The organism is Photorhabdus machadonis (assembly GCF_052657765.1).
Window position 1 is genome coordinate 3,224,711 of record NZ_CP199761.1, and the last position, 23,623, is coordinate 3,248,333.

15 protein-coding genes and 1 pseudogene are annotated in these 23,623 nt (G+C 44.7%); 6 read left to right on the top strand and 10 right to left on the bottom strand.

Annotated elements, in window-relative coordinates; translation table 11 throughout:
- Positions 1 to 71: 71 nt before the first annotated feature.
- The 3 genes from ACUN2T_RS15255 to ACUN2T_RS15265 form a co-directional block, all read right to left on the bottom strand.
- Positions 72 to 476 carry a hypothetical protein gene (locus ACUN2T_RS15255; RefSeq protein ID WP_445493862.1) on the bottom strand — a complete coding sequence of 135 codons (405 nt, stop codon included), beginning with the start codon at positions 474 to 476 and terminating at the stop codon, positions 72 to 74.
- 18 nt (positions 477 to 494) lie between these two features.
- Positions 495 to 2,066 (bottom strand): hypothetical protein, encoded by a 1,572-nt coding sequence (locus ACUN2T_RS15260; RefSeq protein WP_445493863.1) that lies wholly within the window; start codon positions 2,064 to 2,066, stop codon positions 495 to 497.
- Between the two features lie 181 nt (positions 2,067 to 2,247).
- Positions 2,248 to 2,691, bottom strand: a complete 444-nt coding sequence (locus ACUN2T_RS15265; protein WP_445493864.1) for a hypothetical protein — start codon at positions 2,689 to 2,691, stop codon at positions 2,248 to 2,250.
- Between the two features lie 580 nt (positions 2,692 to 3,271).
- Here ACUN2T_RS15265 and ACUN2T_RS15270 point away from each other — a divergent pair.
- Positions 3,272 to 4,367: pseudogene (locus ACUN2T_RS15270) on the top strand (Fic family protein).
- A 307-nt stretch (positions 4,368 to 4,674) separates the two neighbouring features.
- On the opposite strand, the gene ACUN2T_RS15275 reads toward ACUN2T_RS15270, so the two are convergent.
- The 3 genes from ACUN2T_RS15275 to flhB all read right to left on the bottom strand — a co-directional run bounded on the left by ACUN2T_RS15275 (position 4,675) and on the right by flhB (position 8,783).
- On the bottom strand, positions 4,675 to 5,094 hold the full coding sequence (locus ACUN2T_RS15275; RefSeq protein ID WP_445493866.1) for a hypothetical protein: 420 nt from the start codon (positions 5,092 to 5,094) through the stop codon (positions 4,675 to 4,677).
- A gap of 463 nt (positions 5,095 to 5,557) precedes the next feature.
- Positions 5,558 to 7,639, bottom strand: a complete 2,082-nt coding sequence (gene flhA / locus ACUN2T_RS15280) for a flagellar biosynthesis protein FlhA (RefSeq protein ID WP_445493867.1) — start codon at positions 7,637 to 7,639, stop codon at positions 5,558 to 5,560.
- Positions 7,632 to 8,783, bottom strand: coding sequence for a flagellar biosynthesis protein FlhB (flhB, locus tag ACUN2T_RS15285; RefSeq protein ID WP_445493868.1), 1,152 nt, complete (start codon positions 8,781 to 8,783; stop codon positions 7,632 to 7,634). The genes flhA and flhB overlap by 8 nt, the downstream gene beginning before the upstream one ends.
- Before the next feature lie 778 nt (positions 8,784 to 9,561).
- Here flhB and tssI point away from each other — a divergent pair.
- Genes tssI through ACUN2T_RS15310 form a run of 5 tightly spaced genes read left to right on the top strand, consistent with a single transcriptional unit; the run spans position 9,562 to position 15,744 of the window.
- On the top strand, positions 9,562 to 11,685 hold the full coding sequence (gene tssI / locus ACUN2T_RS15290; RefSeq protein WP_445493870.1) for a type VI secretion system tip protein TssI/VgrG: 2,124 nt from the start codon (positions 9,562 to 9,564) through the stop codon (positions 11,683 to 11,685).
- Between the two features lie 2 nt (positions 11,686 to 11,687).
- A complete protein-coding gene (locus ACUN2T_RS15295; protein WP_445493871.1) occupies positions 11,688 to 13,037 on the top strand; it encodes a VRR-NUC domain-containing protein in 1,350 nt (449 codons plus the stop codon).
- A gap of 15 nt (positions 13,038 to 13,052) precedes the next feature.
- Positions 13,053 to 14,198, top strand: a complete 1,146-nt coding sequence (locus ACUN2T_RS15300; RefSeq protein WP_445497885.1) for a DUF3396 domain-containing protein — start codon at positions 13,053 to 13,055, stop codon at positions 14,196 to 14,198.
- 27 nt (positions 14,199 to 14,225) lie between these two features.
- Positions 14,226 to 14,651, top strand: coding sequence for a hypothetical protein (locus tag ACUN2T_RS15305; RefSeq protein WP_445493872.1), 426 nt, complete (start codon positions 14,226 to 14,228; stop codon positions 14,649 to 14,651).
- Positions 14,638 to 15,744, top strand: a complete 1,107-nt coding sequence (locus ACUN2T_RS15310) for a hypothetical protein (protein ID WP_445493874.1) — start codon at positions 14,638 to 14,640, stop codon at positions 15,742 to 15,744. Before ACUN2T_RS15305 ends, ACUN2T_RS15310 begins: the two co-directional genes overlap by 14 nt.
- Before the next feature lie 1,372 nt (positions 15,745 to 17,116).
- On the opposite strand, the gene ACUN2T_RS15315 is transcribed toward ACUN2T_RS15310, so the two are convergent.
- The 4 genes from ACUN2T_RS15315 to ACUN2T_RS15330 are packed head-to-tail and all read right to left on the bottom strand — an operon-like array spanning position 17,117 to position 22,777.
- On the bottom strand, positions 17,117 to 18,967 hold the full coding sequence (locus tag ACUN2T_RS15315; RefSeq protein WP_445493875.1) for a beta-ketoacyl synthase N-terminal-like domain-containing protein: 1,851 nt from the start codon (positions 18,965 to 18,967) through the stop codon (positions 17,117 to 17,119).
- Positions 18,960 to 20,465, bottom strand: coding sequence for a biotin/lipoyl-containing protein (locus tag ACUN2T_RS15320; RefSeq protein ID WP_445493876.1), 1,506 nt, complete (start codon positions 20,463 to 20,465; stop codon positions 18,960 to 18,962). The genes ACUN2T_RS15315 and ACUN2T_RS15320 overlap by 8 nt, the downstream gene beginning before the upstream one ends.
- 9 nt (positions 20,466 to 20,474) lie before the next feature.
- Complete coding sequence (locus tag ACUN2T_RS15325; RefSeq protein ID WP_445493877.1) at positions 20,475 to 22,472, bottom strand: dehydrogenase E1 component subunit alpha/beta; 1,998 nt, start codon at positions 22,470 to 22,472, stop codon at positions 20,475 to 20,477.
- A gap of 11 nt (positions 22,473 to 22,483) precedes the next feature.
- On the bottom strand, positions 22,484 to 22,777 hold the full coding sequence (locus ACUN2T_RS15330) for a hypothetical protein (RefSeq protein ID WP_445493878.1): 294 nt from the start codon (positions 22,775 to 22,777) through the stop codon (positions 22,484 to 22,486).
- Positions 22,778 to 23,623 lie beyond the last annotated feature (846 nt).

Genomic DNA, 23,623 nt, shown 5'->3' on the forward strand with positions numbered 1-23,623 from the left:
TCCTCAAAAGCCGTAATTAGACAGTCACTGCCACCAGTTTCTGTTCAGGGAAATTTAAACCTACCACCCGGTTATTGAGAATACTTAGTGCCCGCATTCAATAACAACTTGGCAATTTGTTTTTGCGTCTCCTCAGGAAGCAATTTAAAAGCTTGGGCCGAAACCGCTACAGTCCCATCCACCGACAGCACCCCGGATTTATCTAACATCAATCCCCCATCGAGCTGTAGCTTTAACGCAAGCCCTTTCGGTTCCAACGAGATGCCATCACCAATCTTAACCACCAAACGGTTGTCGATAACCTGCAACCCAACTCCCGGATGATAAGTTTGATCACTATCCCGCCAACCAAAAAGCTGTCGCCACAACATAGCCCAATCAATCAGTGAATAAAATGCCGCCTCAGTCGGGATCTTGCCCGGGGCGAAATGGGCACTAAGCTGGCTGACCGTTTCATCTGTTATCTCTTTCGCCATCGTTTTTTCCTCATTTAGCTAGTCGTAAAGGTAAACTTTCCCTTCTCCACTCTTCCAGCCACTGGCTCCAATCACCAATGTATTGCCGTCACCGCTAAGACAAATGCCGGCACCAAATTTATGGTTTGATTCCCCATCCACTGCCAATAATCTGCCCTGCGTAATCCATTGTTCATCCTGATAACTAAACCACCATCCGGCACCGGTTTGCACACCTGTGTTATCTTTACCAACAGGTGTTGACACCACCAGTATCTGACCATCGCCACTCAAAGAGAGTTCGCTACCAAACCTTTCCCCGGCAGTCACCGCTTCTCTCAGTATCCCCATGGATTGCCATGCATTACGGTAACGCTGGTACACATAGACCGCACCAACATTGCCCTTCTCTCCCGGACACCCCACCGCCAAAATATCGCCGCTATCGTTCAGGCTGAGACTGGCGCCAAAGCTGTCACTGCTGTCGAGTGAAGGAGAAGTCAGCGAATTGAGTGGCGGTCGCGGCTGCCAATATTCCCCGAGACGATGAAATATCGTCACTTCACCGTTATTACCATTACGCCCGGTTGCCGCCACTGCCAAAGTTGAACCATCCGCACTCAAGCTAAGTTTGCCGCCAAACATATCGCCCTGTGCCGGAGAAGATAAGGCCAGACGCTCACCAAGCTGTGACCATTTCTTTCCGTCATACTGATAAAGATACACTGCGCCACAATTAGTCAGTGAACCCGATCCCCAGCCATAAGCGCCTACTGCTAATAGGGTGCCATCTGCGCTCAGGCTCACAGAACAACCGAAATGCTGCTGAACGTTCGCCTCACTCAGCCAAAGTTTGGCCGATTTCTCCCACACACCATTTGCCAATCTGTGATAAACGAACACTGAACCATGCCCACCATCACTGTTTCGGTTATCAATACCCACCGCGAGAACATTACCATTTCGATTCAGACTTAACGCTCTACCGCCATAACCACTAACGTAATCAGCGAATTGCTGCCGCCAACCGTTATCGGTATAAGAAAATAGATATACAGGTTCCTTTCCTTCTGCCCCACTAAGCGCGACAGTTTTCCCATCGCCGCTGACACTGACAACAGCGCCAAGATTTTTATTGTTACCGTTGGCCGGCAGGTCAAGCGCGGGCAACTGCACTTTACTCGCTGCCATCTCTCCAGCATGAATCAACCAACGGTAAAGTTCTCTTTGTTGTTCCTGCGTAAAACTCTCAAACAACTCCAGCGACAATTTAAACTCGGGGCGTAACCCCAATTCGCCATTAATAAACTGTAAGCCGCTGTCCTTATTAATATTGACCGCAATTTCACGGTCTTCTCCGATATGCACCCCTTCACCGGGATTCACTAAGAGTAAATTCACCTCATCCAGATCCCGGTTCAATCCTGCCCCTGGATTATTATCAGGCTGAGCAGGGTCCAGCCCGGCTAAACGCCGACCTTCCGCCGCTATTTGCACCAATTGAGTATAATTTTCACTTTTCGGCAGGGAATATAATTTAAACCAAGATTTAACTTCCTCTTTATCCAACAAATTATTCTCGCTGGATGTAGATGTCTTGTTGTGAGCCATTAATACCTCCAATGCAGAATGACAAATAAATTAACGTTGTTACACGCCGTTCTATTCTTTTACTTTCGGGATAAACAATATTCTGGCTTTATCCCTCTCTCGATGTTTCTCTTCATTTTAATTGGCCACTTTAATCGGTAACATTTGCCGAATCGTCCGGCGTGGCGATATGTTTACCCCCCTAACTGGGCATTCCTTCTCTGGGTACAAACAGCACCTCTGCGGCTTTTAGCTGCTCGTAGTCTTTCTTACTCCAGAAAAGTCCTTCATCGGCAAACTTCGCCAAATCATCGGGTGTGGCAACATGCTTAATCCCCACACCGCGTATTTTTTCTGCTGGTATAAACAATACCCTTGCAACTTCCATCTGTTTGTAGGTTTTCTCATTCCAGTAGCCTTCTTCATCGATAAACTTAGCCAAATCATTGGGCGTAGCGATATGTTTAATACCCAGACCTGGCGGCGTTTCTCCTGCTGGCGTAAACAATACCTCTGCAATTTTCATCTGTTCATAGGTTTCTTCATTCCAGAAGAGGGCTTGATCGGCAAACTTCGCCAAATCATCGGGTGTGGCAACATGTATCACGACAATATCATCTTGATGTAGCGGCGGTTCAGTTGACATAATGTTCCCCCATTAATAAAGTCAGACCTTGGTTATGTGTTATAGTTGATACTGCCCTCGAAAGACACGCTCCCGATAACACTTATTTAATATTTAACTTGACTACGCTATTCGTTTTTCGCATGACACAATCAGTTATATTTAAGCATTATAGAAAAGTGAATTTTTGCCAGCCATTTAATAAAATTTAAATTACTTTTTAAAAAAAACTCATCTAAAAACATATCATTTAAATAAAATCCCACCAGTATCGCAATAATCATTAATTTAATTAGATTTAAATCAATCAACCAAGCATTTTATTAGAATAAACATAATGATCAATAACACCTATAAATGTCACATATTTATACCAGGCTATTTCATTGATACATAATGAAAACATTTTACTTTAATAATTAAGAAAATAGCGCGCACACTTAAATAATACCAGAATCATAATTATCCACATTAAATAATTTAGAATCTGAAAGTGTGAGATCTCGCCCAGCCCTCCATCAAGGTCAATAAGATCTTAATTGCCTTAAAAAAACCGTAAATGAGTAGAATGGAAGTCTTATTTGACTCACAGGTGAAATCAATGTGGATATGGGAACAACATAATTGGCCTGAATTCCACTGGAATGCCGACGTTATTGCACCATTACTACGAGACGTACATTTCAACCAAGGATTGTTATTAGGCAAATCTGAGTACGAAGACGCCAGGCAAGCAACACTAGATAGCCTGCTATCCAGCATAATCTATTCCAGCGAAATTGAAGGCGAGAGATTGAACGCGGCTTCTGTACGCGCGTCATTGGCGAACAGGTTGGGCATTACAGAAGAAAAACCTTATCCAACAACAGAAAGAACTGACGGCATTACCGAGGTCGCCCTTGATGTGATAGAAAACAGTGACTCCGATCTGACCCTTGAGCGTATCCTCAGGTGGCATCAGTTGATGTTCCCCGCAGGATACACCCTGTTCAATCCGATACAAGGAGGTCAGTTACGCGAAGGGGTGATAGAAGTGGTATCCGGTCGTCTGGATAAGCCGGCTGTTCACCTTGAAGCGCCACCACCGGAAAGAGTCGTCGCCGAAAGTACTTCAATTTATAAAATGGTTCAATAAATCCCGAACAGATCCCAGTCTCGATCCCATCATTAGGGCAGCAATTGCTCATTTATGGTTTGTGACAATCCCCCCCTTAGAAGACGGAAACAGCCGCGTTACCCGATTTTTAACAGACCTTGCACTTGCTCAAGCCGAAAACCGCTCAATCCGTTTCTACGCAATGTCAGTCAGTATTTGTGAGCATCGTAAGATGTATTACGAAATCCTTGAAAGCACTCAGAGAGGCAGCATGGATCTTACCGCCTGGATAGTTTAGTTTCTGAAAATACTGCATGAAACCTTAGTAAATAAACTGAAAGAAATTAATCGGGTTGTGTTAAAAGCTAAGTTTTGGCGGCGGATAGATCAGACCCAATTGACTAAAGAGCAGGCACAAGTATTAAACCGTATGCTGGACGGCGATTTTGAGCAGGGTATTAACAGCAGCCAATATCAAAAAGTGGCGAAGGTAAGTCGCCCCACGGCAACAAGGCATTTAGCACATTTAGTTGAGCCAGGCTGTTTAGAAAGCACCGGCGCTGGTGGTCGTAGCACCCGTTACATTCTCCATTACATTTGAATTTATTCAGGATGATTTAATTGCAACCAAACGTAAGGAATATTAATAAAATTCCGCTCGTCACAATGAATATGTCATGCGAAATGCTCATGATTTTACAAGCGTTGGATATATTAGTTAAGTTCTTCCGCCAAACTCAGTGAGTCAGCTTTATATTTGATGATGGGATGAATAATGTGGAGCATGAGAGTTACCTCACGTTTTGTTTAAGATTTCGACATCTATATCAAAACCGGTAACTCTCAATCTTTCAAATTCCTGTATCAGATCAAGTCGCGCCTAATACACATTAGGCTAACTTAATCGATTATTTTCCAAATATCTTGGTCTTAGCCGGTATTCCGTTAGAGAATTTTGTACTACTCCAGTCTATCTGATTAGGTGGTATACCGAATTTTTTCCATGTCAAATTAACGGGTACGCCAAGTATGCATGCAGCGATAAATCGATGCTGACCATCCAATATGTGGGTAAGCCCTGTCTGATTATTACGCCAGACAACGATTGATATTGGATTTCCCTTTATTTTGAAGCTTTCTATTTTTTCATCGACAACTTTTTGAAAAACTTCTGCTTGAGCAGGCAGTGGTGCTGAATTTCCAATATCATTTCGTCCTACAGGGCTTCCTTTTAATATTGATGTGTCATATGTGCCCTCATTTCCTTTTAGTTGAGGTCCACTTTCTGTTTTTCTTAATGTTACGGGATTTAACATATTTTTATACATATTTAACTCTCATCCTTTTGAATTGTTTAGAGCGGCAAATATTACTGAATTTTATTTTTTCGTCACCAAATTTGGTGTGTTATTTTTTATCTTTCCTTTATCATTATTATTCTTTAATTCAACATTCGACTCTTTAGTTTGTTATTTATTATCCCTGCCCAATATGATTTGCTCTATTTTTGATCTATTTCGAAAGTTTTTTATCTTTAAATAATATTAAAATCAAAACTAACAATATTTAAAAATTAATTATAACTCTCTTTATCAACCTATTCTCAAGCTCATTAATGATTATTATTTAATAATAAAAAAACCGAAGTGAATAAAAACCACTTCGGCGGTACTTGTAAAGGAAAATATGATAAAAGAAAAATCTCACTTTTATCCTAAACGGACAATTTTTTTAAAAAAAATATTAAGGGCCATTTACGAATATAAATGGCCCATTATTTTATTAATATGATTATCCATTACCACCAATGGTTGCCGTCATACGAATTTGACGGTTATCACTAATTTCAAGATTAGATAAAACCACTAACTGAGGTAAAGCCCTCCGCAAGAAACGCGATAATAACGGGCGTAATGCATGGTTAACCAGCAGTACCGGAGGAGCACCCAACATCTCCTGACGTTGCAGTGCTTCTGTTGCCTGCTGTTGCAGGTTATCCGCCAATCCTGGCTCCAGACCACCACCGTTTTGCAACGCCTGAATTAACAAACGCTCAAGACCGGCATCTAAGCCGATAACCTGGATTTCCTGCGCTCCCGGGAACCACTGTTGAGCAATCGCCCGGCCAAGCGCGATTCTGACCACAGATGTCAGCTCATAGGGATCAGTTTGCCCCGGAGCATGTTCAGCCAGCGTCTCAATAATTGTCCGCATATCCCGGATCGGCACTTGTTCGGACAACAGGTTTTGCAGAACCTTATGCAAGGTTGTCAAACTGATAATATCGGGAATAAAGTCTTCGGTCAGTTTAGGCATCTCCTGACTGACACGTTCAAACAGTTGTTGGGCTTCCTGACGGCCAAACAATTCATTAGCATATTGCGTCAACAGATGATTCATATGGGTAGCCACAACCGTACTGGCCGCAACCACTGTATAACCCTGAACCTGCGCCTGTTCTCTGAGGCTATCATCAATCCAAACCGCAGAGAGCCCAAAAGCCGGATCTTTGGTGATATCACCTTGCAATTCCCCTACTGCACCGCCAGGATTTATTGCCAGCCAGCGCCCCGGATGGGCTTCACCGCGACCAATTTCTACCCCTTTCATGAGAATACGGTAGCCAGCCGGAGCCAGTTCGAGGTTATCCCGGATATGAACCACCGGTGGTAAATACCCCATCTCCTGAGCAAATTTCTTCCGAATACCACTGATTCGCCCCAGTAATTCGCCATTTTGACGAAAATCAACCATCGGGATCAGGCGATATCCCACTTCCATCCCCAGTGGATCTTCAAGCTGAACATCAGACCATGAAGCTTCTGATGCCTGCTGTTGTTCTTCTATTTTGGGTTTTTCCGCATTCATCACTGGACCATCAGCACGGCGATAGAGATACCAGCCAAGACCTGCCAATGCCGCAGTAAACAGCAAGAAAACAAAATTGGGCATTCCCGGAACCATGCCCAACAATCCGAGAACCCCCGCACTCAACATCAACACACGGGGATTATTGAACAGTTGAGTCACCATCTGCTGACCAACATCCTGATCCGTCGCCACACGGGTAACAATCACACCGGCCGCGGTCGAAATAATCAGGGCAGGTAACTGCGCCACCAGACCATCACCAATGGTTAACAGGGTATAAGCTTCCCCCGCATCCCCCATACTCATACCATGCTGGGCCACACCAACAATTAAGCCACCGACGACGTTGATAACCAAAATCATTAATCCGGCAATCGCATCGCCGCGCACAAACTTACTGGCACCATCCATCGAACCATAGAAATCCGATTCCTGCGTCACTTCCGCACGGCGTTTCTTCGCTTCCTCTTCGCCAATTAATCCGGCATTCAAGTCAGCGTCAATCGCCATCTGTTTACCTGGCATACCATCCAGCACAAAACGGGCGCCGACCTCTGCAATACGCCCCGCACCTTTGGTAATCACCATAAAGTTAATCAATACCAGGATAACAAATACCACAATACCGATAGCGAAGTTACCGCCAACCAGAAAGTGACCAAATGCTTCTACAACGTGGCCCGCTGCCGCAGAGCCAGTATGCCCTTCCAATAAAATGATACGGGTTGAAGCCACGTTAAGAGACAAACGCAACAAAGTGGAAAACAGTAATATTGTCGGAAATGCGGCAAAATCCAGAGTACGCCGGGTAAACATCGCCACCAGCAACACCATAATTGATAGCGCGATATTAAACGTAAACAGCAAATCCAATATGAAGGGTGGCAACGGCAGGACCATCATTGACAAAATCATGAGGATCAATACCGGTCCGGCAAGAATTTGCCATTGCGAACCTTTCATATTGCCCGGTAAACGAAGTATAGAGGCCAGATTAGCCATGACGATTATTTTCTCCAGCGAAATCCAGTGCTGGCGGCACTGGCAGATTTTCAGGTTTCTTCGGCTTCAAGCCGCCTTCCCGTTTCCAACGTTTCAATTGGTAGACCCAGGCAAGCACTTCCGCTACCGCCGCGTAAAGTGTCGCGGGGATATGCCCCCCAATTTCACTATGGCGATAAAGTGCCCTGGCAAGTGGTGGTGCCTCAAGTAATGGAATGTGGTTTTCTGTGCCCATTTCTTTTATCCGCAATGCAATGATCCCCGCCCCTTTCGCCAATACCCTTGGCGCACTCATCGCTTTTTCGTCATATTTCAGGGCGACGGCGTAATGAGTTGGGTTGGTGACAATCACATCCGCTTTCGGTACATCCGCCATCATACGCTGACGGGCAGCCGCCCGTTGTTGTTGACGGATACGCGCTTTAACATGTGGATCTCCCTCTTGTTCTTTAAATTCATCCTTTATTTCCTGCCGGGTCATTCTCAGTTTTTTCAGATGGCTGTATATCTGGTAAACGACATCAAAAGCCACCATCGGTATCAACATGAAAACCACCACATAACCGGCGAATACCAACATTTGCATCGCATCATCCAATGCCAATAGGGGTGGTTGAGCAATCAGCCGTAACATGGCAGGCCAGTTCATCCAAAGAAATAAAGCAGCACCAATCCCGACAAATCCGGCTTTAAGCAACGCTTTGAATAATTCAGCTAACGCATTCATTGAAAAAATACGTTTCAGACCAGAAATAGGATTCAATTTTTTCGCGTCAAATTTGATGGATTTTGTACTGAATACTAATCCACCCAATAGCGCCGGAGCACTTAACGCAACGAACACTAATCCGGTAAAAACCGGCAACAAAGCCCAAACAGCTTGCCGGAGCAACCTGCCAATCTGCTGAACCATTTGCTTATCATTGCTGACCATGCTGTGATCGAAGTTAAAACCTTCAAACACCATCAACGACAATTCATGAGTAATCGATTGACCGCTCATCCAGAGCAAACTCAGGCCACTGGTCAGCATCAATATGGAACTCAGCTCTCTGGAGCGGGCTACCTGCCCCTCTTTCCGGGCTTTTTCCCGTTTATGGGGCGTGGGTTCTTCTGTTTTCTCAAGATCGCTATCTTCGGCCACGGCTTTCCTTGTCAGCGTCTAAAACGTTGTCAGTCAGAAAATATGGAATTAAATAGCTGCTAGCATGACAAAAGAGAAAAAATTCGATGGCTGGAACAATGAGAAATTTGGCAGGGTATTTGTGGGATCAAGACGAATGACAAGGTGGGTTCAAAGCAATGATGACCTAGTTTGGATCAAACATTTCATACCCTTGCTCCGGTAATAAGATCCTTACCCGCATTCTTTTAAGTCTTCGGCATGTTCAGAGTAGAAATCAGGGGTTAAACAACCCATATAAACTATTTCTGAATAGTAATGATATTCACTCCCGACAAGGGCGTACTCTCTGATTTTCAACAAATCACCATGCGAAGTCGAATCTCCAACCAAAATAATGGAACGTAACATTTATTACCTCACTTAACTATGAGTTAAATATTAATTTCAACTTATGACATCTCGCTATCATGGTGCCATAACTTGATTAAAGCAATCTTCCCTAAATCAAACTTTTTGAAATAAATTAAATCATTATGTTACTTAAACACCGATAAAATTTACACCCGTGACTGTTATAAAGTGAGATTTACACATCTTTAAAATATCAATCTTGATATTTACTAAATTAACATATAAATTCACATTAACCTTTGATCATAAAAGAGGCAGGCACACCTTACCTCATGTATCCCTGAATCGAGTGATCCCGATATTCTCCGGGGCTGGAAGGTCATGAATACTGGACATCTTTCAATAATGCCCGGACACCAAAAAATTATGTCATTGAGGAAAAACCATGAAAACCGGACTCCGCTTTTCCTGCACTATCGGCAACCTGGCCCCCATGACTTTTGCGGTCGTCAATTTTACATTAGATGAAGCGCTTTCATCGTTATTTACCCTGTCTCTGACATTAGCGACACCGCGTTCAGATATTGATACCGATACCCTCCTGCTCCAAACCGCGCAGTTCACCGTCACCCGTGACGATAATCCGCAACGTGAAGTGAAAGGGTTGGTTGAAAGTGCCGTTATTGGCACCACAAACCGGCATCAAACCCTGTATCACCTGACCGTCAGACCAGAAATGTGGCTGCTGACCCTCGATCAGGACAGCCGCATCTATCACCAACTCAGCGTTCCCGAGATTTTACACAGCATACTGAAACAGAAAAAACTCAGGGCTAATATGCATTTTAACGACCCGCATTCAGTGCGGGAATACACCACCATGAAAAGGGAATCCTCCTATGATTTCTTTACCCGCCTTGCCGCGGAAGAGGGGATTTTCTTCTGGTTCGCCGATGACGGGCTCCATGTCAGCGACAGCCATTTAAACATGAGGGCACCGGATACGCTGATCTACAACCCGGACGTCACCAGCGCAACAGAAGAAAATGTTATCTCCAAATGGTCTCTGGGCTCCCACATGCGCCCGGAATCGATCTCCCAAAAAGACAGAAATTACCACAACCCCAATTATGCCTTGCAGCATAACGCGACAGATTTTGAGGCAGAGAGCAGCACGCCATTTCACATTTTCGAAAGTTATGGCCGCTTTCTGAAAAACAAAGAGGGCATGCCATTAACCCAGTACCGGCTGGAAGCGGTGCGGGCCGACAGCAAATCAGGGCAAGCGGACAGCAATTGTATTCGATTAATGCCGGGCCGGATCTTCACGTTAACCCACCACCCGATTGACACCATGAATGACCGCTGGCAAGTCGTCTCTTCCCGACATCAGGGGCATGTGCCCGCCGTTTTGGGTGATGGCGGAGCCGGTACTACCTTAAACTCACAGACCCGGTTCATTCCCGGTCGCAACGATTGGCGTCCGCCCTACCGCTACAAACCCCAGGCTGACGGCGATGAAGTCGCCACGGTTGTCGGGCCCGGCACGGAAGAAATTTACGTCAATAAAGATGGCGCGGTTCGCGTTCACTTCCACTGGAACCGTTACGACGCGCCTGATGACCAGGCGTCCTGCTGGGTACGGGTGGCACAAGGCTGGAACGGCAACGGATTTGGCTTTCTGGCCACCCCGCGAATCGGCCAGGAAGTGATTATCTCCTATCTCAACGGCGATATTGACCGCCCCATGATTACCGGATGTACCTATAACGCGCTTAACCGTCCGCCGCTGAATTTACCGGCGGAGAAGACCCGCACTACGTTCAGAACTAAAACCCATAAAGGTCATGGTTTTAACGAATTGCGTTTTGAAGATGAAAACGGCAGCGAGGAAGTGTTTATTCATGCTCAACGGGATATGAATACGCAGGTTCTCAGGGATAAAACCACACAGATAAACCATGACCAGAAAACAGAAGTTGAACATAACCGTACCACTATGATTAAAAACGATGATGACGAAGCCGTGCAGGGCTTCCAGACGCTGGAAGTCAGTCAAAATCAAACGGTGACCATTAAAGGCCAGCAGGCCATTTCAATCGGTAAAAGCCATCAATTTAGCATCACCGATAACCAGCAAATCATCGTAGGTAAACATATCACTGTGCACTCGGAAAGCGGGCAAATCACCATTGGGAACGCAGGCGGGCAGATAGTCATTGACCCAATGGGCAATATCCGTATCGAAGGGGTCAGTATTACCATGTCTGACCATATCACCGGAAAGAAATCCGCCGATGCGCTATTCGACTACTCAGCACGCTATACCCTGCGAAGCGAGCAAACCGGTATGCCGCTGGTGAATACCCTTTATACCATCACCACCGCTGGCGGTCAGACCCTTTCCGGTAAAACTGACACGCTGGGCAGAACTGTAACCGTACAGAGTAAGGCAGAAGAAAATCTGCAACTGAGTTCACCGGAAACCCCACCGAAACCGAAGCAAACCTTATATCAGGCCAGTGATAACACACCGGTAGAGCATGTTATGGAATTTACGGAGAAATAAGTATGACAATATCCAACAGCGGCAAGATGTGCCCGGCAGTGACCTCAATTAACTGTACGATGGAAATAGGCATCTTTCCCGCCGATGAAGATCCCTGTTATCTGGCGAGAAAAGCCGAATACGCCCTGCGTCTGCCGGCAATGATTATCACCCGGCTGGGTGCTATTCGCTTTCTTAATCAAGTCATTATGAGTGGATTGATTAAGGTTGAGGAACTCAAACATGACTTTCTGTGGCCCTATAAAGCGGAAGTGGTGTTTGCTATCCGAGGGCCTAAAGATGTTCCTTTGCCCATGCTGGCGACCAGTCTGGCCTCTAAACAGCGTTATAGCGGTAATTTACCACAATCCAGCAATCCATTTGCCCGGCCTTCTGCCGACGATACGAAGAAGTTTAGCGTTAAGCGTATTCGGCGCCCCGATATTATTTTGGTTAAAGATAAAGCTCTCCGCTGGCCGGGCAGAAATGCCACCTACTTCGATGGTTCTGTGCACCCTGATAATCTAAAAATGTTAATTGAGGTGAAATTTCCGGGCGATGACCTAACTCTGGGACAACAAACTGATTACATTCAGATTGCGACCGAAGACCGCTTTGGTGTAATGCGTATCAGCGATAATCGTACCGAGGAGCAAAAACAGTACGATGAAACATGGCGAAAACATTACCAACCCGGCTCCCAGCACTATAAAAATCCCATACCACTGGCCCCCCTGCCGCCCGGTTCACCTCCTGATGATGACGCCTTACCCTCACCTCCTGAAGAGGGCGTGCCGGGCACTATTCCGCAACCCCTGACAAAAAATCCACCGCTTCTCAGCACTTCCCGCTGGTCGTTTCTACCCAGCTATGAAGACTGGGTTATCCTTGGACAGGAGGTAGCCGGCTTGACAGAACAGGGGTTAGATTATGTCCGTAACAGTACCCGTGAACGCCTTGCCCAGTTTGGAGCATGGTTCAGTGAAACCGGCAAGTGGGTATGTAACGAGATTATTGACCCAATAACCCATCAGGCCAGTTACGCTTTTTCCTGGGTCAGTGAACAAACGGGAAAAATCGTGACCTGGACGGAGAGTGAGATAAAAGCCCGGTGGCAAACCGTACAACAGGGCTCAGATATCACCCTGGAAGACCTCAAAAATATTAGCTGGATGCAAATATTGAAAAAGGTGGGTGAAGAGATGCTGGAAGTGATTGTGATTATTGCCGAAGTTGCCGTTGTTATCCTCGTCACCCTTGCCGTCGCTGCGGCGCTGATTGTACTGGTGAAAATTTTAGCCGCAGCCAGTGCCGCAGCATTAGCGGCTGTCCTGACTATATTGGCGGGTGTAACATTCGCCACCGCCTCATAATTCACGGAGAAAATGATGGAAACTGTAGATTACTTTGACCAGTTGAGATCACAACTGACCGCTTTTCTTTTTATCAATGGCGATGGACTGACTGTTTCCCGCCTGGGTATCTCAATAACCCTGTTTTTTAAACAGGGCTACACGCTGGAGAAAAAGCAACGCATTCTGGCCTGTTACCGGCGCTTCCGCGAAGAATTTGGTACCCACCTGCGTTTTCACCGTCATGAGCTGAAAGGGTTAAAAAAATATTCACCGGAAAATATTGCCAAAGTGGAAGAAGGTATTCTTAATCAGAAAAAAAACCAGTTTTCTAGTTGGGTGGTCAGTGATGCCAAAAATGAAGATGAGGCACCTAATTATCTGATGTGTTACCTGGATTCCGATGAGGATGATGGTGATGATAGTAGCTCCTACCTGAGTCTGGTGCTGCCCTGGGATTATCTAAAGGAACCAGAGGGCATGACTCGTTTTATGGCATGGTTGGATTTTCTATGTGAACAGCTCGAACCCGACAGTGGAGACTGTGGCTATTGTCTGGTCCTGCCCAAAGATTACTATGACTACTTTCCTTTAGAGCACCAACTGGCGCAACGTTACCCTTCCCTGCAAGTGAACTCCGCAGTGCATACAGCCAAATTACAGTACGGACATTCCATCCGTGGCATTAACTGGATCACCCTGCTGTCTAAACGCTTTGTAGGACGTCTGGGCGGAGAAGTCTGGATACGCAAAACACTGGCTCGTTACCCAGATGTGGTCATTAGTCCTTACTCCAAGGGTCTGATGATACGGGCAGGTCAATACCCAGATCTGACACCGCTGCCGGGCAGTGTCCCGGAGAGTTATTTCGCCATTAACCAGTTGATACGTCCGATACGGGTGATCCCCCGGGAAGGTCATTCACTGCATTTTTATGGGGCCGGTCATTTTAATTCAACTTCCACCTTGGCTTGGTATGCCCGCTATGACCGGGGCCCTCTGCATGTAACCCCAGTGAGAAGCGGCGAACCGATGCTGGTCAGCGGATTCTGGCGAACCGACAGCCAGCCTGACAAACAGTATTTCTTTGTTCAGGGCGCGACTGCCTTTGATATTCAGGGCGCGGAGCCGGGAACAACGGTATGGCATCTGATACGAGAAGCAGAAAACAGGAATGAGTAAGGGTGAGAAACAGTCGATGAAAAAGAGATGCTGGAAGAAGAGGACGCGCTGGAGTTCCAGTTTTTCAGTGAAATCCTCTCTGGTTTGCTTGGCAATCTGCAATCCTCCCTGCCGGGCCAACAGGTTTTGGCAAAACTGGCGGCTAACGAGTCGGACAGCAACGGGGATGGCAACTTCTGGCGCACCATTACCGGCAGTGTTATCACCGTGCTGAATAACGACAAAGTAAAATCACCGATGCTTAAGAGCCCGTTTATTCGCGGTGTCGATAATATTCTGCTGGGTATGGGAACATTCCTGGCCACCGTCTGTGCTGATCCCGGTCAGGCGATTTCTCAGGGGACAAATTATCTCCGCCAGCTTCCCCAGAAAGCCATCGACCAGATAACCCAACAATTTGTTCCCGCCCTGCTCTCTACGCTGGGCGTCGGATGGCAGAGTGGCGCTCAGTGAACAGAGTTATCAGGAAATGCTTAAACGGCTGGAATCGAAAGCCCATCGTCACCTGCCAGATCCAGCGGTACGGACACAGGCTATTGGGGAACAGATCATTAACTGGAGTCAACGCCTGGGATCACTCGGCAACAAACCGGTGATAACCCTGCCCGCCGTTAAAACCAGTGCAGACTCGCCGGTCCAGCTTTTTACCTTAGACGGTGCCGGTAAACCGTCCATTGGTTTACTGTTTGACGCCTCACTGACCGGCGTCAGCCTGTTTCTCAATGCCTTTACCCTGGCAGATGTGGCTATGCAGACAGAATATGCCCGCAATAACCCGTTACAGCCCGGACCGACCTATATGAACCTGCTGCGCTTTAGTACGGCGGTGATTGGTATGAGTGCTGATTTGACCTCTCTGGGTTCGACGCTGGCGAGTAAGGTAAATTCCCCGATAGTCAAGGCGCTGATGAACGGGATAAAAGTGCCAGCTATCAATGCAGCCATGGTCAGTCAATTCTCCCGGGTTGCCGGTAGTGTCGCAGGTTATTTAGGGGCGCTGGTCTCCTTCTATGATGCGAGTAACGCCTTTAAAGTGGGCAATAAGGTGGAAGGTTATAGCCAGGTAGCGATAGGGACAGGTTCCATTATCCTGACCACAGCAGTCTGGATCGGAGCGGCCGCAGGCAGCTTCCTGACGGGAGGCATACTCACGGCAATAGTCGTCGGGGCCAGTTTGCTTATCGGTGGCAGCATTGTTCAAGCCAACAGTGCCTGGTCAGATTTAGAGAAAGTGTTGAATAACTGTTTTTGGGGAGCGGGGAAGAAATATGATTTTTGGGGAGAAAAAGGAAGACCTGAAATATCAGAACAACTTAAAACAGCAAGAAGAATGAACAATGATACCCAAAATCATTTTCTTATCGAAAACCAGGATTTTTTAAATCTGTTTATTCAGCCACAATTAAAAATACCATTAAGGGCAGTTTTGACGGGGAGCGCACACTATGAAGCAACGACTAAAAAGCTTACTCAAAAAATGGTTTCCCGCTATTCATTCACTGCCAGCCAAACGGCTGGCTCGCTGCTTTTTTCAGTGATTAATTAGCTGAACAGGCTCCCATTAATGCCGAATGTTTAAAAGGTACAGAGTAACCAAAAACGATTTATTCCTTGTCATGTTTAATAATATTCATCGACGATGCTATCCTCCGTTTATTTTACATTTACCTGACATGACCATTTAAAAGCACGAAAACGGAGATATTAAAGCTTTTATATAAAATACAGAGGCAGATTTAACTATAAGTAAATTCTTTTAAAATTACGTTAATTAAATTTAATCAAAGTGAATTAACCATTAACCATTAACCAAGAATTTAAAATAAATCAGCAATAAAAAGAATACTATCCGAGAAAATATAAAAGGATATCTTTATATCATCAAACTATTTACTGATTTATTTATGAAAACAAAATAAAGAATGATGGCCGATGAAAACCGTTTAAGATTGCCAATAAAACAGTGGCAGTAAAGATAAAATGGAGTTGATTAACGTTCGTTGAATGTAAAATAAGATATTCCATGATGATTAAACTTAACAAAGAGCAGGCGTTAAAAGTGGTAGAAACCATTATTAATAATCTTATACCAATTAAATAAAAGAGTTAAGACAATGATTTTTAATCACAGTTTAAAACCTACCTATCATGAGGCTATCAGTGGAAAATAAAAAAAATCAATCTATTAATGTTTATATAAATAAGTTTCCAAAATAGTGCTACATCTTATACCACTTATAATTCTATGTATAACAATGGGTTGAGAAAGTCCATGTGTAGCAGAATTATGAAGAGTTATTTATTTCAAAAAAATTAATAATATGAATAAACCAATTAATATATTTTCAAAAAGGAATCTATTTTAATAGCATTTTTAACCGGGTAATGATTTTTTATAAGCCAATTAAATAATCGATCATGAAAAATAGGCATAGAAAAATCCACAAATAAATTATTTTCAGGATCGAATCTCCGGATCACTTTTCGCGTTTTACGACCCCTTAAATACGCCAGTTTAAACTTGCTTTTCACTGTCTTAATCCATGCAATAGTATTTATTTTTTACGATTTTATTTAAAATGTCTTTCTTTTTCATTCCTTTAATTTAATTTTATACGAAAATAAATTTCGTTATTTTTCCAGGCTATTTTCGCCCTTTATTAACGATTAAATACCGGTCTAATCTTTATCACTTTTCTGATTAATTAATCCGTCAGACTTTTTATCATCGTTAATACAATTAGTTAATACAATTAAAATATTATTAAATATGAGAGAAAGCCAATCAACCAACAATACGCTATTTAAAATTTTCGATGAAGAGAAAACATTTCTCATTCTTTAAATGGGTTGGTTAATAAATTTGATAAATTCCCTGTTGTAAAACAGGGAATTTGTACGGAAAAGAGAGGGCCCAACTACGGTTTTTCAACCACAAATTCGTTGTTAGGTAACCAGTAACGCCGATGTTCAAAAGCATATTTGGGCAGTCGAATGCGTAACGGCTTCTGCCCAGAAGGCCAGCAAGTACGCCAATCTATATCCTGACCTTGTAACCATAAGAATCGAGAATCGTCCTCTGCCATATGAAGCCATTGATCTTCTTTGGTTGCAGCAGATGAAGCAAAATCACGGAGTTGATTCAGGAGATCCTGCCGTGATGTTGCAACAAACAATGCCCGATGAGGTAGCGCTGCCCTGCCAAACTGCAATGTCCAGCTAACCGCTTGTAGATCGATGTTTTCATCGTTCTTAATAAAATCTCCCAACATAACCACCATTTTTTGCAACGATGCCTGGCTATTGGCCGCGATGGGATAATAATATCTATCCGAACTGGTTTTAGTCTGTTGCTGAACTTTGGTCGGCGCCTCCTCCAAAATGACATGAGCGTTACTTCCACCCAATCCGAAAGAGCTGAGTCCAGCAAAACGTTTTTGTCCTGCATCCACCAGCCAAGCGTTCTCCTCTGTAGCCAATTGTAATCGCGTGTCAGCGCTATCAATTTCAGGGTTCAGACGCTGAAATGCTGCGCAAGGTACAATGGATTTATGCTGCAACATTAATAAAACTTTAACGATACCCGCTAACCCCGCAGCGCCCTCTAAATGCCCAATATTGGCTTTTACTGAGCCAATATAGCAAGGTTGCAACATTTTTCCTGACTGACCATGGTTAAAGACTTCATTAAGCGCATTAAATTCAATTGGATCGCCCAGTGAAGTTCCCGTACCGTGTGCTTCTAAGTAACTGATTTGCTCCGCAGAAACTCCAGCCTGTTGCAAGCAATCATTGACTAATGCAATCTGCTGCTCAGGGTTAGGTGAAGTCAGTGAGTTAGCACGCCCGCCATGATTTACCGCCGATGCCCGAACGTATCCATAAATAGGATCCTGATCCGCCAATGCCTGTTTTTGTGTTTTCAAAAACAGGCACACCGCGCCTTCACCACGGACAAAGCCATTCGCATCCGCGTCAAAAACCCGGCAACAACCATCCTTAGATAACATTCCCGACCGGTAATAAGCAGCCATGTTAAATGTGTTGCTCAACAAATTAATACTGCCAACTATCGCCTGCTGACATTCCCCAGAACGCAATGAATTTACCGCCTGAGTCAGCGCCGTTAATCCGCTTGAACACGCGGTATCAATTTGCAAGCTGGGACCAACAAAGTTGTAATAAAATGATAACCTGTTCGCCAGCAGGCAATTCAGTGTTCCCGTCGTTACATAAGCATTCGCCATTGCCATATCAGCCGCGACAAGTTCACGATAATCATTACTGCACGAACCAACAAAAACACCTGTTTTTGATCCCGAATAACTTAGCGGATTTGTACCGCTGTCTTCTATCGCTTGCCAAGTCAGCTCCAATAGCATTCTCTGCTGCGGATCCATCATGGCGGCCACTCGCGGAGAAATACCAAAGAATGGCGCATCAAAACCATCAATATTATTCAGCAACCCAGCTTTTAATGCTTTTTTAGGCAGCGGAATAATGTAAGGTTTCCCAGACGCAAGCCGCTGCTCCGGAATCTCTTCTATTACACTGCGTCCGGATCTTATGATCTCCCACATTTGCTCTGGGGAATCTTCCGCGCCAGGTAGTCGGAAGGCCATGCCCACAATAGCAATAGGCATCTGTTTCGTATCATCTGAACTGCTTACTGATGGAGCCATGGAGCTTAAATGCTCCAGCAAGGCGGATTTAGCTATCCGCTGTTCCTCCAAGCTTAGTGAATGATATATGTGATACAGATTATCCATGCTTACCTCCCTCTATGAGGCGCTGCAATCCTAATGCTGCTTCACCATCAAGACAACGCACCGCATTAATAAAGTCATCTAAAGAATGTTTATTCTCGGCTACTTCTGTTCTGGAAATGTCAAGATACTCAATCAACCGATGCGGTGAGCTATAACGCCAGAACAGCGTGGGCGATAATTTCCGGCGAAAACGCACTGACATCAGTTCTGCAAGTTTTACCGCTTTTAGCGAATCAATGCCCAAATCAGCCCAAGTGCGTTGCATCATTGATTCAGTAAAATCTTCGTCCCAATTCAGGAAGTCAGCCAGAAGCGTGCGTAACTGCCCAGCAACCGGTTTACCGGATTGACCTTCCATCTGATGCGCGACAGATTGCGGACCGGACAGAACGCGAACTTCAGCAGCAATCTCCGTAAGAAATTCAGCCGCTTCTACCCCATTCAGCAAATAGTGATTGAATGCCAGAACGAGGTTCATTTCTTTGTTGTGCGGAGCACCGATGAACAATGTTGACTGCGATGGCGGCACGATAAGCGGTACAGCCGAGGTAGCACCATCGCTGCCGGTATACGAGATCATCATGGGAACATCTATATCGACGGGCACTCTTTCAGCATCGGGATCAAGTACACTATTCAGATGTTGTCTGAACTCGAAAAAGCCCATGATCTGTGTTCCCGCCACTTTTAATGAACTCAAATCACCTTTTTCATCCAGAAAAGCAATACCCAGATTGATATCGGTATAAGTATGATAACGTTCTTGATCCAGCGGCCTTGAGCGCAGCATCGGGAATTTTTTCAGCGCCTGAGAAACTGCGTAAGTGATTACCTGAAACGGTGTTATCCACTCTTGCTGCCCAGAATTCTCGGTTAGATGACGAATGGCGTTATCAACCAGTTCAATCGACAGTGGTTTAGCTGCCCAACAAGGTTGTACCGTACCGCTATTCAACCGTAATGCACGATTAAGGCGCTGCTGATCTTTTGACAGAAAACCAATATTGTCATCTTCGGAATGGCCATTTTCTGGCAACTTGGTTTCACTGTGCTTCAGGTAGTCATCAATGTGGTTGGGCAATAATGTCCCGTATTTTTCCGCCAATTGATTAAGAATGTGGGGCTCAATTTGGTGTTCTTGTGCATACAGACGGGTTTTGGGCGGAATACGCGCAGGAGGAGCAGATACCTCCGGAGCCGTCTCCACGCTAACCGGCGGAGGCGTCAACTCTTCACTGACAGGGGAAGGCTCTGCCAACTCACCGACGGCTCTGATGACCGCAATAGGCGACCCAACAGGGATAATATCATTTTCCGCAGCCAGCCATTTTTCCAGGATCCCCTCAACATCAGATTCAATGGTAAAGGCGGCCTTATCCGTCTCCATTTCATAAACAGGTTCATCACGCTTGACATGATCTCCCACCTGCTTAAGTAACTGGGTAATGACGACTTCAGTGGTTCCTTCTCCCATCGGGGGAATAAGCAACTGTGCCATAAGTTCTCCTTAGCTCATTACCGCATATACGGAGGCCAAAATGTCATCCGTGCCGGGCAAAACAGCTTTCTCTAAACAAGGATTAAAAGGAATATGAATATCTTCACGCGTCACCAAACGCGGTGGTGCCAGTAAAGAGAAGAAATTGTCATTCTCATCCAAAAGGTCAGCAATAATGGATGCGCCAACACTGGCTGTCCGGGTATCCTCTTGTACAACGATAAGCCGCCCGGTTTTGCGCAAAGATTCCGCAATCCGTTGTTTATCCCAAGGTACCAGACTACGTAATTCAATCACTTCAATGTCAATATTGTTTTTTTCCGCCTGAAGAGCAGCCATAGTCGCAAGTTGAACAGTGTTTCCCCAAGCAACCAGCGTAATATCCTTTCCTGCCCTGATGATATTTGCCTGCCCGAGAGGCACTGGGCTCACCTGTCGGCGCTCATGACGCTCTCTCATAAGGTGTTTAGGGATCAGGATCAGGCTCGGCATGTCCAGACTTAACGCTGTACGGAACAACCCAATAGTGTCGGCGGGTGTCGTTGGAACAAGAACATTAATACCAGGAATATGCGCTAAGATACCGTCCGAGCTCTGGCTGTGCCATATACCGCCTCCTGGGAGATAAGCACCATAAGGCGCATATATCACCACCGGGCAGCGCCATTTCCCCACCGTTCTCCAACTTAAAGTGCCAAGTTGTGACTGTAATTGGTTGAGGCCCAGCCCAACAAAGTCGATAAATTGTAGTTCAACAATTGGACGCCAGCCACAAGCGGACAACCCAACAGATGAACCAATAATCGTGGCTTCAGAAAGGGGGGCATTAATAACGCGATCAGGATAGCGGGTGGATAAGCCACGGGTAAAACCGAAAACCCCTCCTTTAGGATCTTCAATATCCTCACCAAATAACAGTACATTCGGATGCTGGCTCAACGCCTCATCCAAAACCTGATTAACCGCTTTAACCTGTGTCTCTTCAGCTTCCATCTCAACATGTACAACAGGAGCCCCCTGACGATTGCACAAATAGGTACTTACACTTTCAGGATCAGGCTCTTCTTCGTGATAAACACGCTCAAATATTTCCGCCACATCAGATTTAATGCTCTCTTTTCGTTCAGCCAAATCCTGATCATCAAGCGCCCCTTTTTCCTTTAAATAGGCGACATAATTCTCAATAGGATCTTGTAGCGCCCCCAGTTCATCCTGGGAACGGTACAACTTGTGAGAATCCGAATTGGAATGAGAGTCTAACCGATCCATACGACAAACCAAGATGCAGGGAGTTCGCTCAAATCTCGCCTTATTGAATACCTCCTGTGCAACAGGAAACACGGTTTCCGGCTTGCGGGCATCAACCCGGCGAATCAAGCACTCGTTAAAAATTCCCAATCGATACGGTGCCATTGCCTCTGTTGACGTACTAATGCCTAATTTATTATCGGAAACCACAAAAACTACGGGCAAACGCCTTTCAACCGCAAAGCTGACCGCTTCATAAAATTCTCCCTGCCGAGTTGCTGCATCGCCGACACCACACACGACAAGCCCATTTTTATTGTCCAACACACTTGCCCAGGCAGCTCCAGCTGCGGGAATACATTGGGTTCCGGTCAGGCTGACTACCGAGAAGATATTGTTCTCTTTGTCACAAAAATGATTCGACATGGTCCGGCCGGCTGAGTGAGAAGTGGCCTTTCCCATAAGTTCCCTTGCCATTTCAACAGTAGACATACCACGCGCTAAGACTAATGCCCGATCACGATAGTAAGGAACCAGCACATCATTCTTTTCCATAAGCTGTGGCAACACTGCCAGCCCTTCATGTCCAGCAGCCGATACATGGAACCAGGCACGGCCTTGTCGCGTGACTAACGCACTACGGTTATCAATTTCCCGTGACAGCAGCATGTCATAAAGTAACTTTTGCTCATCCAGACAATTATCCATTAAAGGGCTGTGTTCCTTAAGAGGTACTTCATTGATCTGTACGTCTATCACTCTCTTTTTCCTCACAAATAGTTAACGTGGTAGTTGTCGTTATTGCGCTTAATGCCTGATAAAGAAGCAAACACGGGGGAGTCCCCTGTCATCACTGCCTGAGAGACTATCGATCCCGATAAAAAAGTGAACACGGGTAATCCTGCCACACGGATTACATAAGATGGCGATCTGCGGTCACAATTCTTAATAACGTTTATACGCCTGACGTGGGGTGCAAAATTATCTCCATGACCATGAGTAGCTCTGGCTGTCGTGGTGTTTCCCAAATTTTGAGCATTGTCCTGAACACAATGTGACGCCATTTAAAAACTCCAACCGATGAACAATAGCTATTCGCTAAACACGGAGCCAATAAACACCGGTATTTCCATAATTACGCTACGATTAAAAAACAGGCTTTTACCTATGTCTTTAAATCCCTCAATGATTAAGACATTGGAACTATTCATTACTTTACTAAATTATTTTAGTAATCAAATTTTCCCAACAGATAATTCATTAGACACTCTTATATTTAACCAAGACATGGTTCCAATAATAACACCTATTATATCAATCTAACTTAAGGCTTTATGCTCACATCAAAACTCATTATATTCTGTGATAAATGTCAATAATGACCTCGCCGTATCGAATAATACATCAAATTAAATTGATAAAGTTATACAGTATTAATAGTGATATTTTACAAAAATTTAGCTTACTATCTCTTATGTTTTATCATAAAAGAATCTGTCGTAATGAGGGAGTGATCACAAAAAAACGCCAATGCACTTAACTATATGATTAAAAAAAATTTATCATATCTTACCCAGTTGAAATCATAGTACAATGGATAGCATATCAACATATAAAAATAGATTTCTCAACTACTTGAATATACTATCAATCATTTAAATAGTAAATTTGAAAAATAATAAAATAAAATATAATTTCCATTAGGTTTATTTAAATAAATTTATATCTACAGCAGATATACATTATTGCTATAACAATAGAATCAAATACATCTTTGTTCATTCTATAGAAAATTAGGATAACAGCGTGATTAATTCATGCAATTATTTCCACTTCAAATGTTTTTTCTATTCTAAATAAATTGCCAAGCAAAAGAATCAACCACGTTTAACCACCCGTATTTGTGCAAT

What these genes read in the sequence shown, in the direction of transcription:
- ACUN2T_RS15265 (WP_445493864.1), bottom strand. Translation starts at nt 2,691, where the DNA reads ATGTCAACTGAACCGCCGCTACATCAAGATGATATTGTCGTGATACAT.
- ACUN2T_RS15305 (WP_445493872.1), top strand. Translation starts at nt 14,226, where the DNA reads ATGCTGGAAGAAGAGGACGCGCTGGAGTTCCAGTTTTTCAGTGAAATC.
- tssI (WP_445493870.1), top strand. Translation starts at nt 9,562, where the DNA reads ATGAAAACCGGACTCCGCTTTTCCTGCACTATCGGCAACCTGGCCCCC.
- ACUN2T_RS15255 (WP_445493862.1), bottom strand. Translation starts at nt 476, where the DNA reads ATGGCGAAAGAGATAACAGATGAAACGGTCAGCCAGCTTAGTGCCCAT.
- flhA (WP_445493867.1), bottom strand. Translation starts at nt 7,639, where the DNA reads ATGGCTAATCTGGCCTCTATACTTCGTTTACCGGGCAATATGAAAGGT.
- ACUN2T_RS15275 (WP_445493866.1), bottom strand. Translation starts at nt 5,094, where the DNA reads ATGTATAAAAATATGTTAAATCCCGTAACATTAAGAAAAACAGAAAGT.
- ACUN2T_RS15330 (WP_445493878.1), bottom strand. Translation starts at nt 22,777, where the DNA reads ATGGCGTCACATTGTGTTCAGGACAATGCTCAAAATTTGGGAAACACC.
- ACUN2T_RS15315 (WP_445493875.1), bottom strand. Translation starts at nt 18,967, where the DNA reads ATGGATAATCTGTATCACATATATCATTCACTAAGCTTGGAGGAACAG.
- ACUN2T_RS15320 (WP_445493876.1), bottom strand. Translation starts at nt 20,465, where the DNA reads ATGGCACAGTTGCTTATTCCCCCGATGGGAGAAGGAACCACTGAAGTC.
- ACUN2T_RS15260 (WP_445493863.1), bottom strand. Translation starts at nt 2,066, where the DNA reads ATGGCTCACAACAAGACATCTACATCCAGCGAGAATAATTTGTTGGAT.
- ACUN2T_RS15295 (WP_445493871.1), top strand. Translation starts at nt 11,688, where the DNA reads ATGACAATATCCAACAGCGGCAAGATGTGCCCGGCAGTGACCTCAATT.
- ACUN2T_RS15300 (WP_445497885.1), top strand. Translation starts at nt 13,053, where the DNA reads ATGGAAACTGTAGATTACTTTGACCAGTTGAGATCACAACTGACCGCT.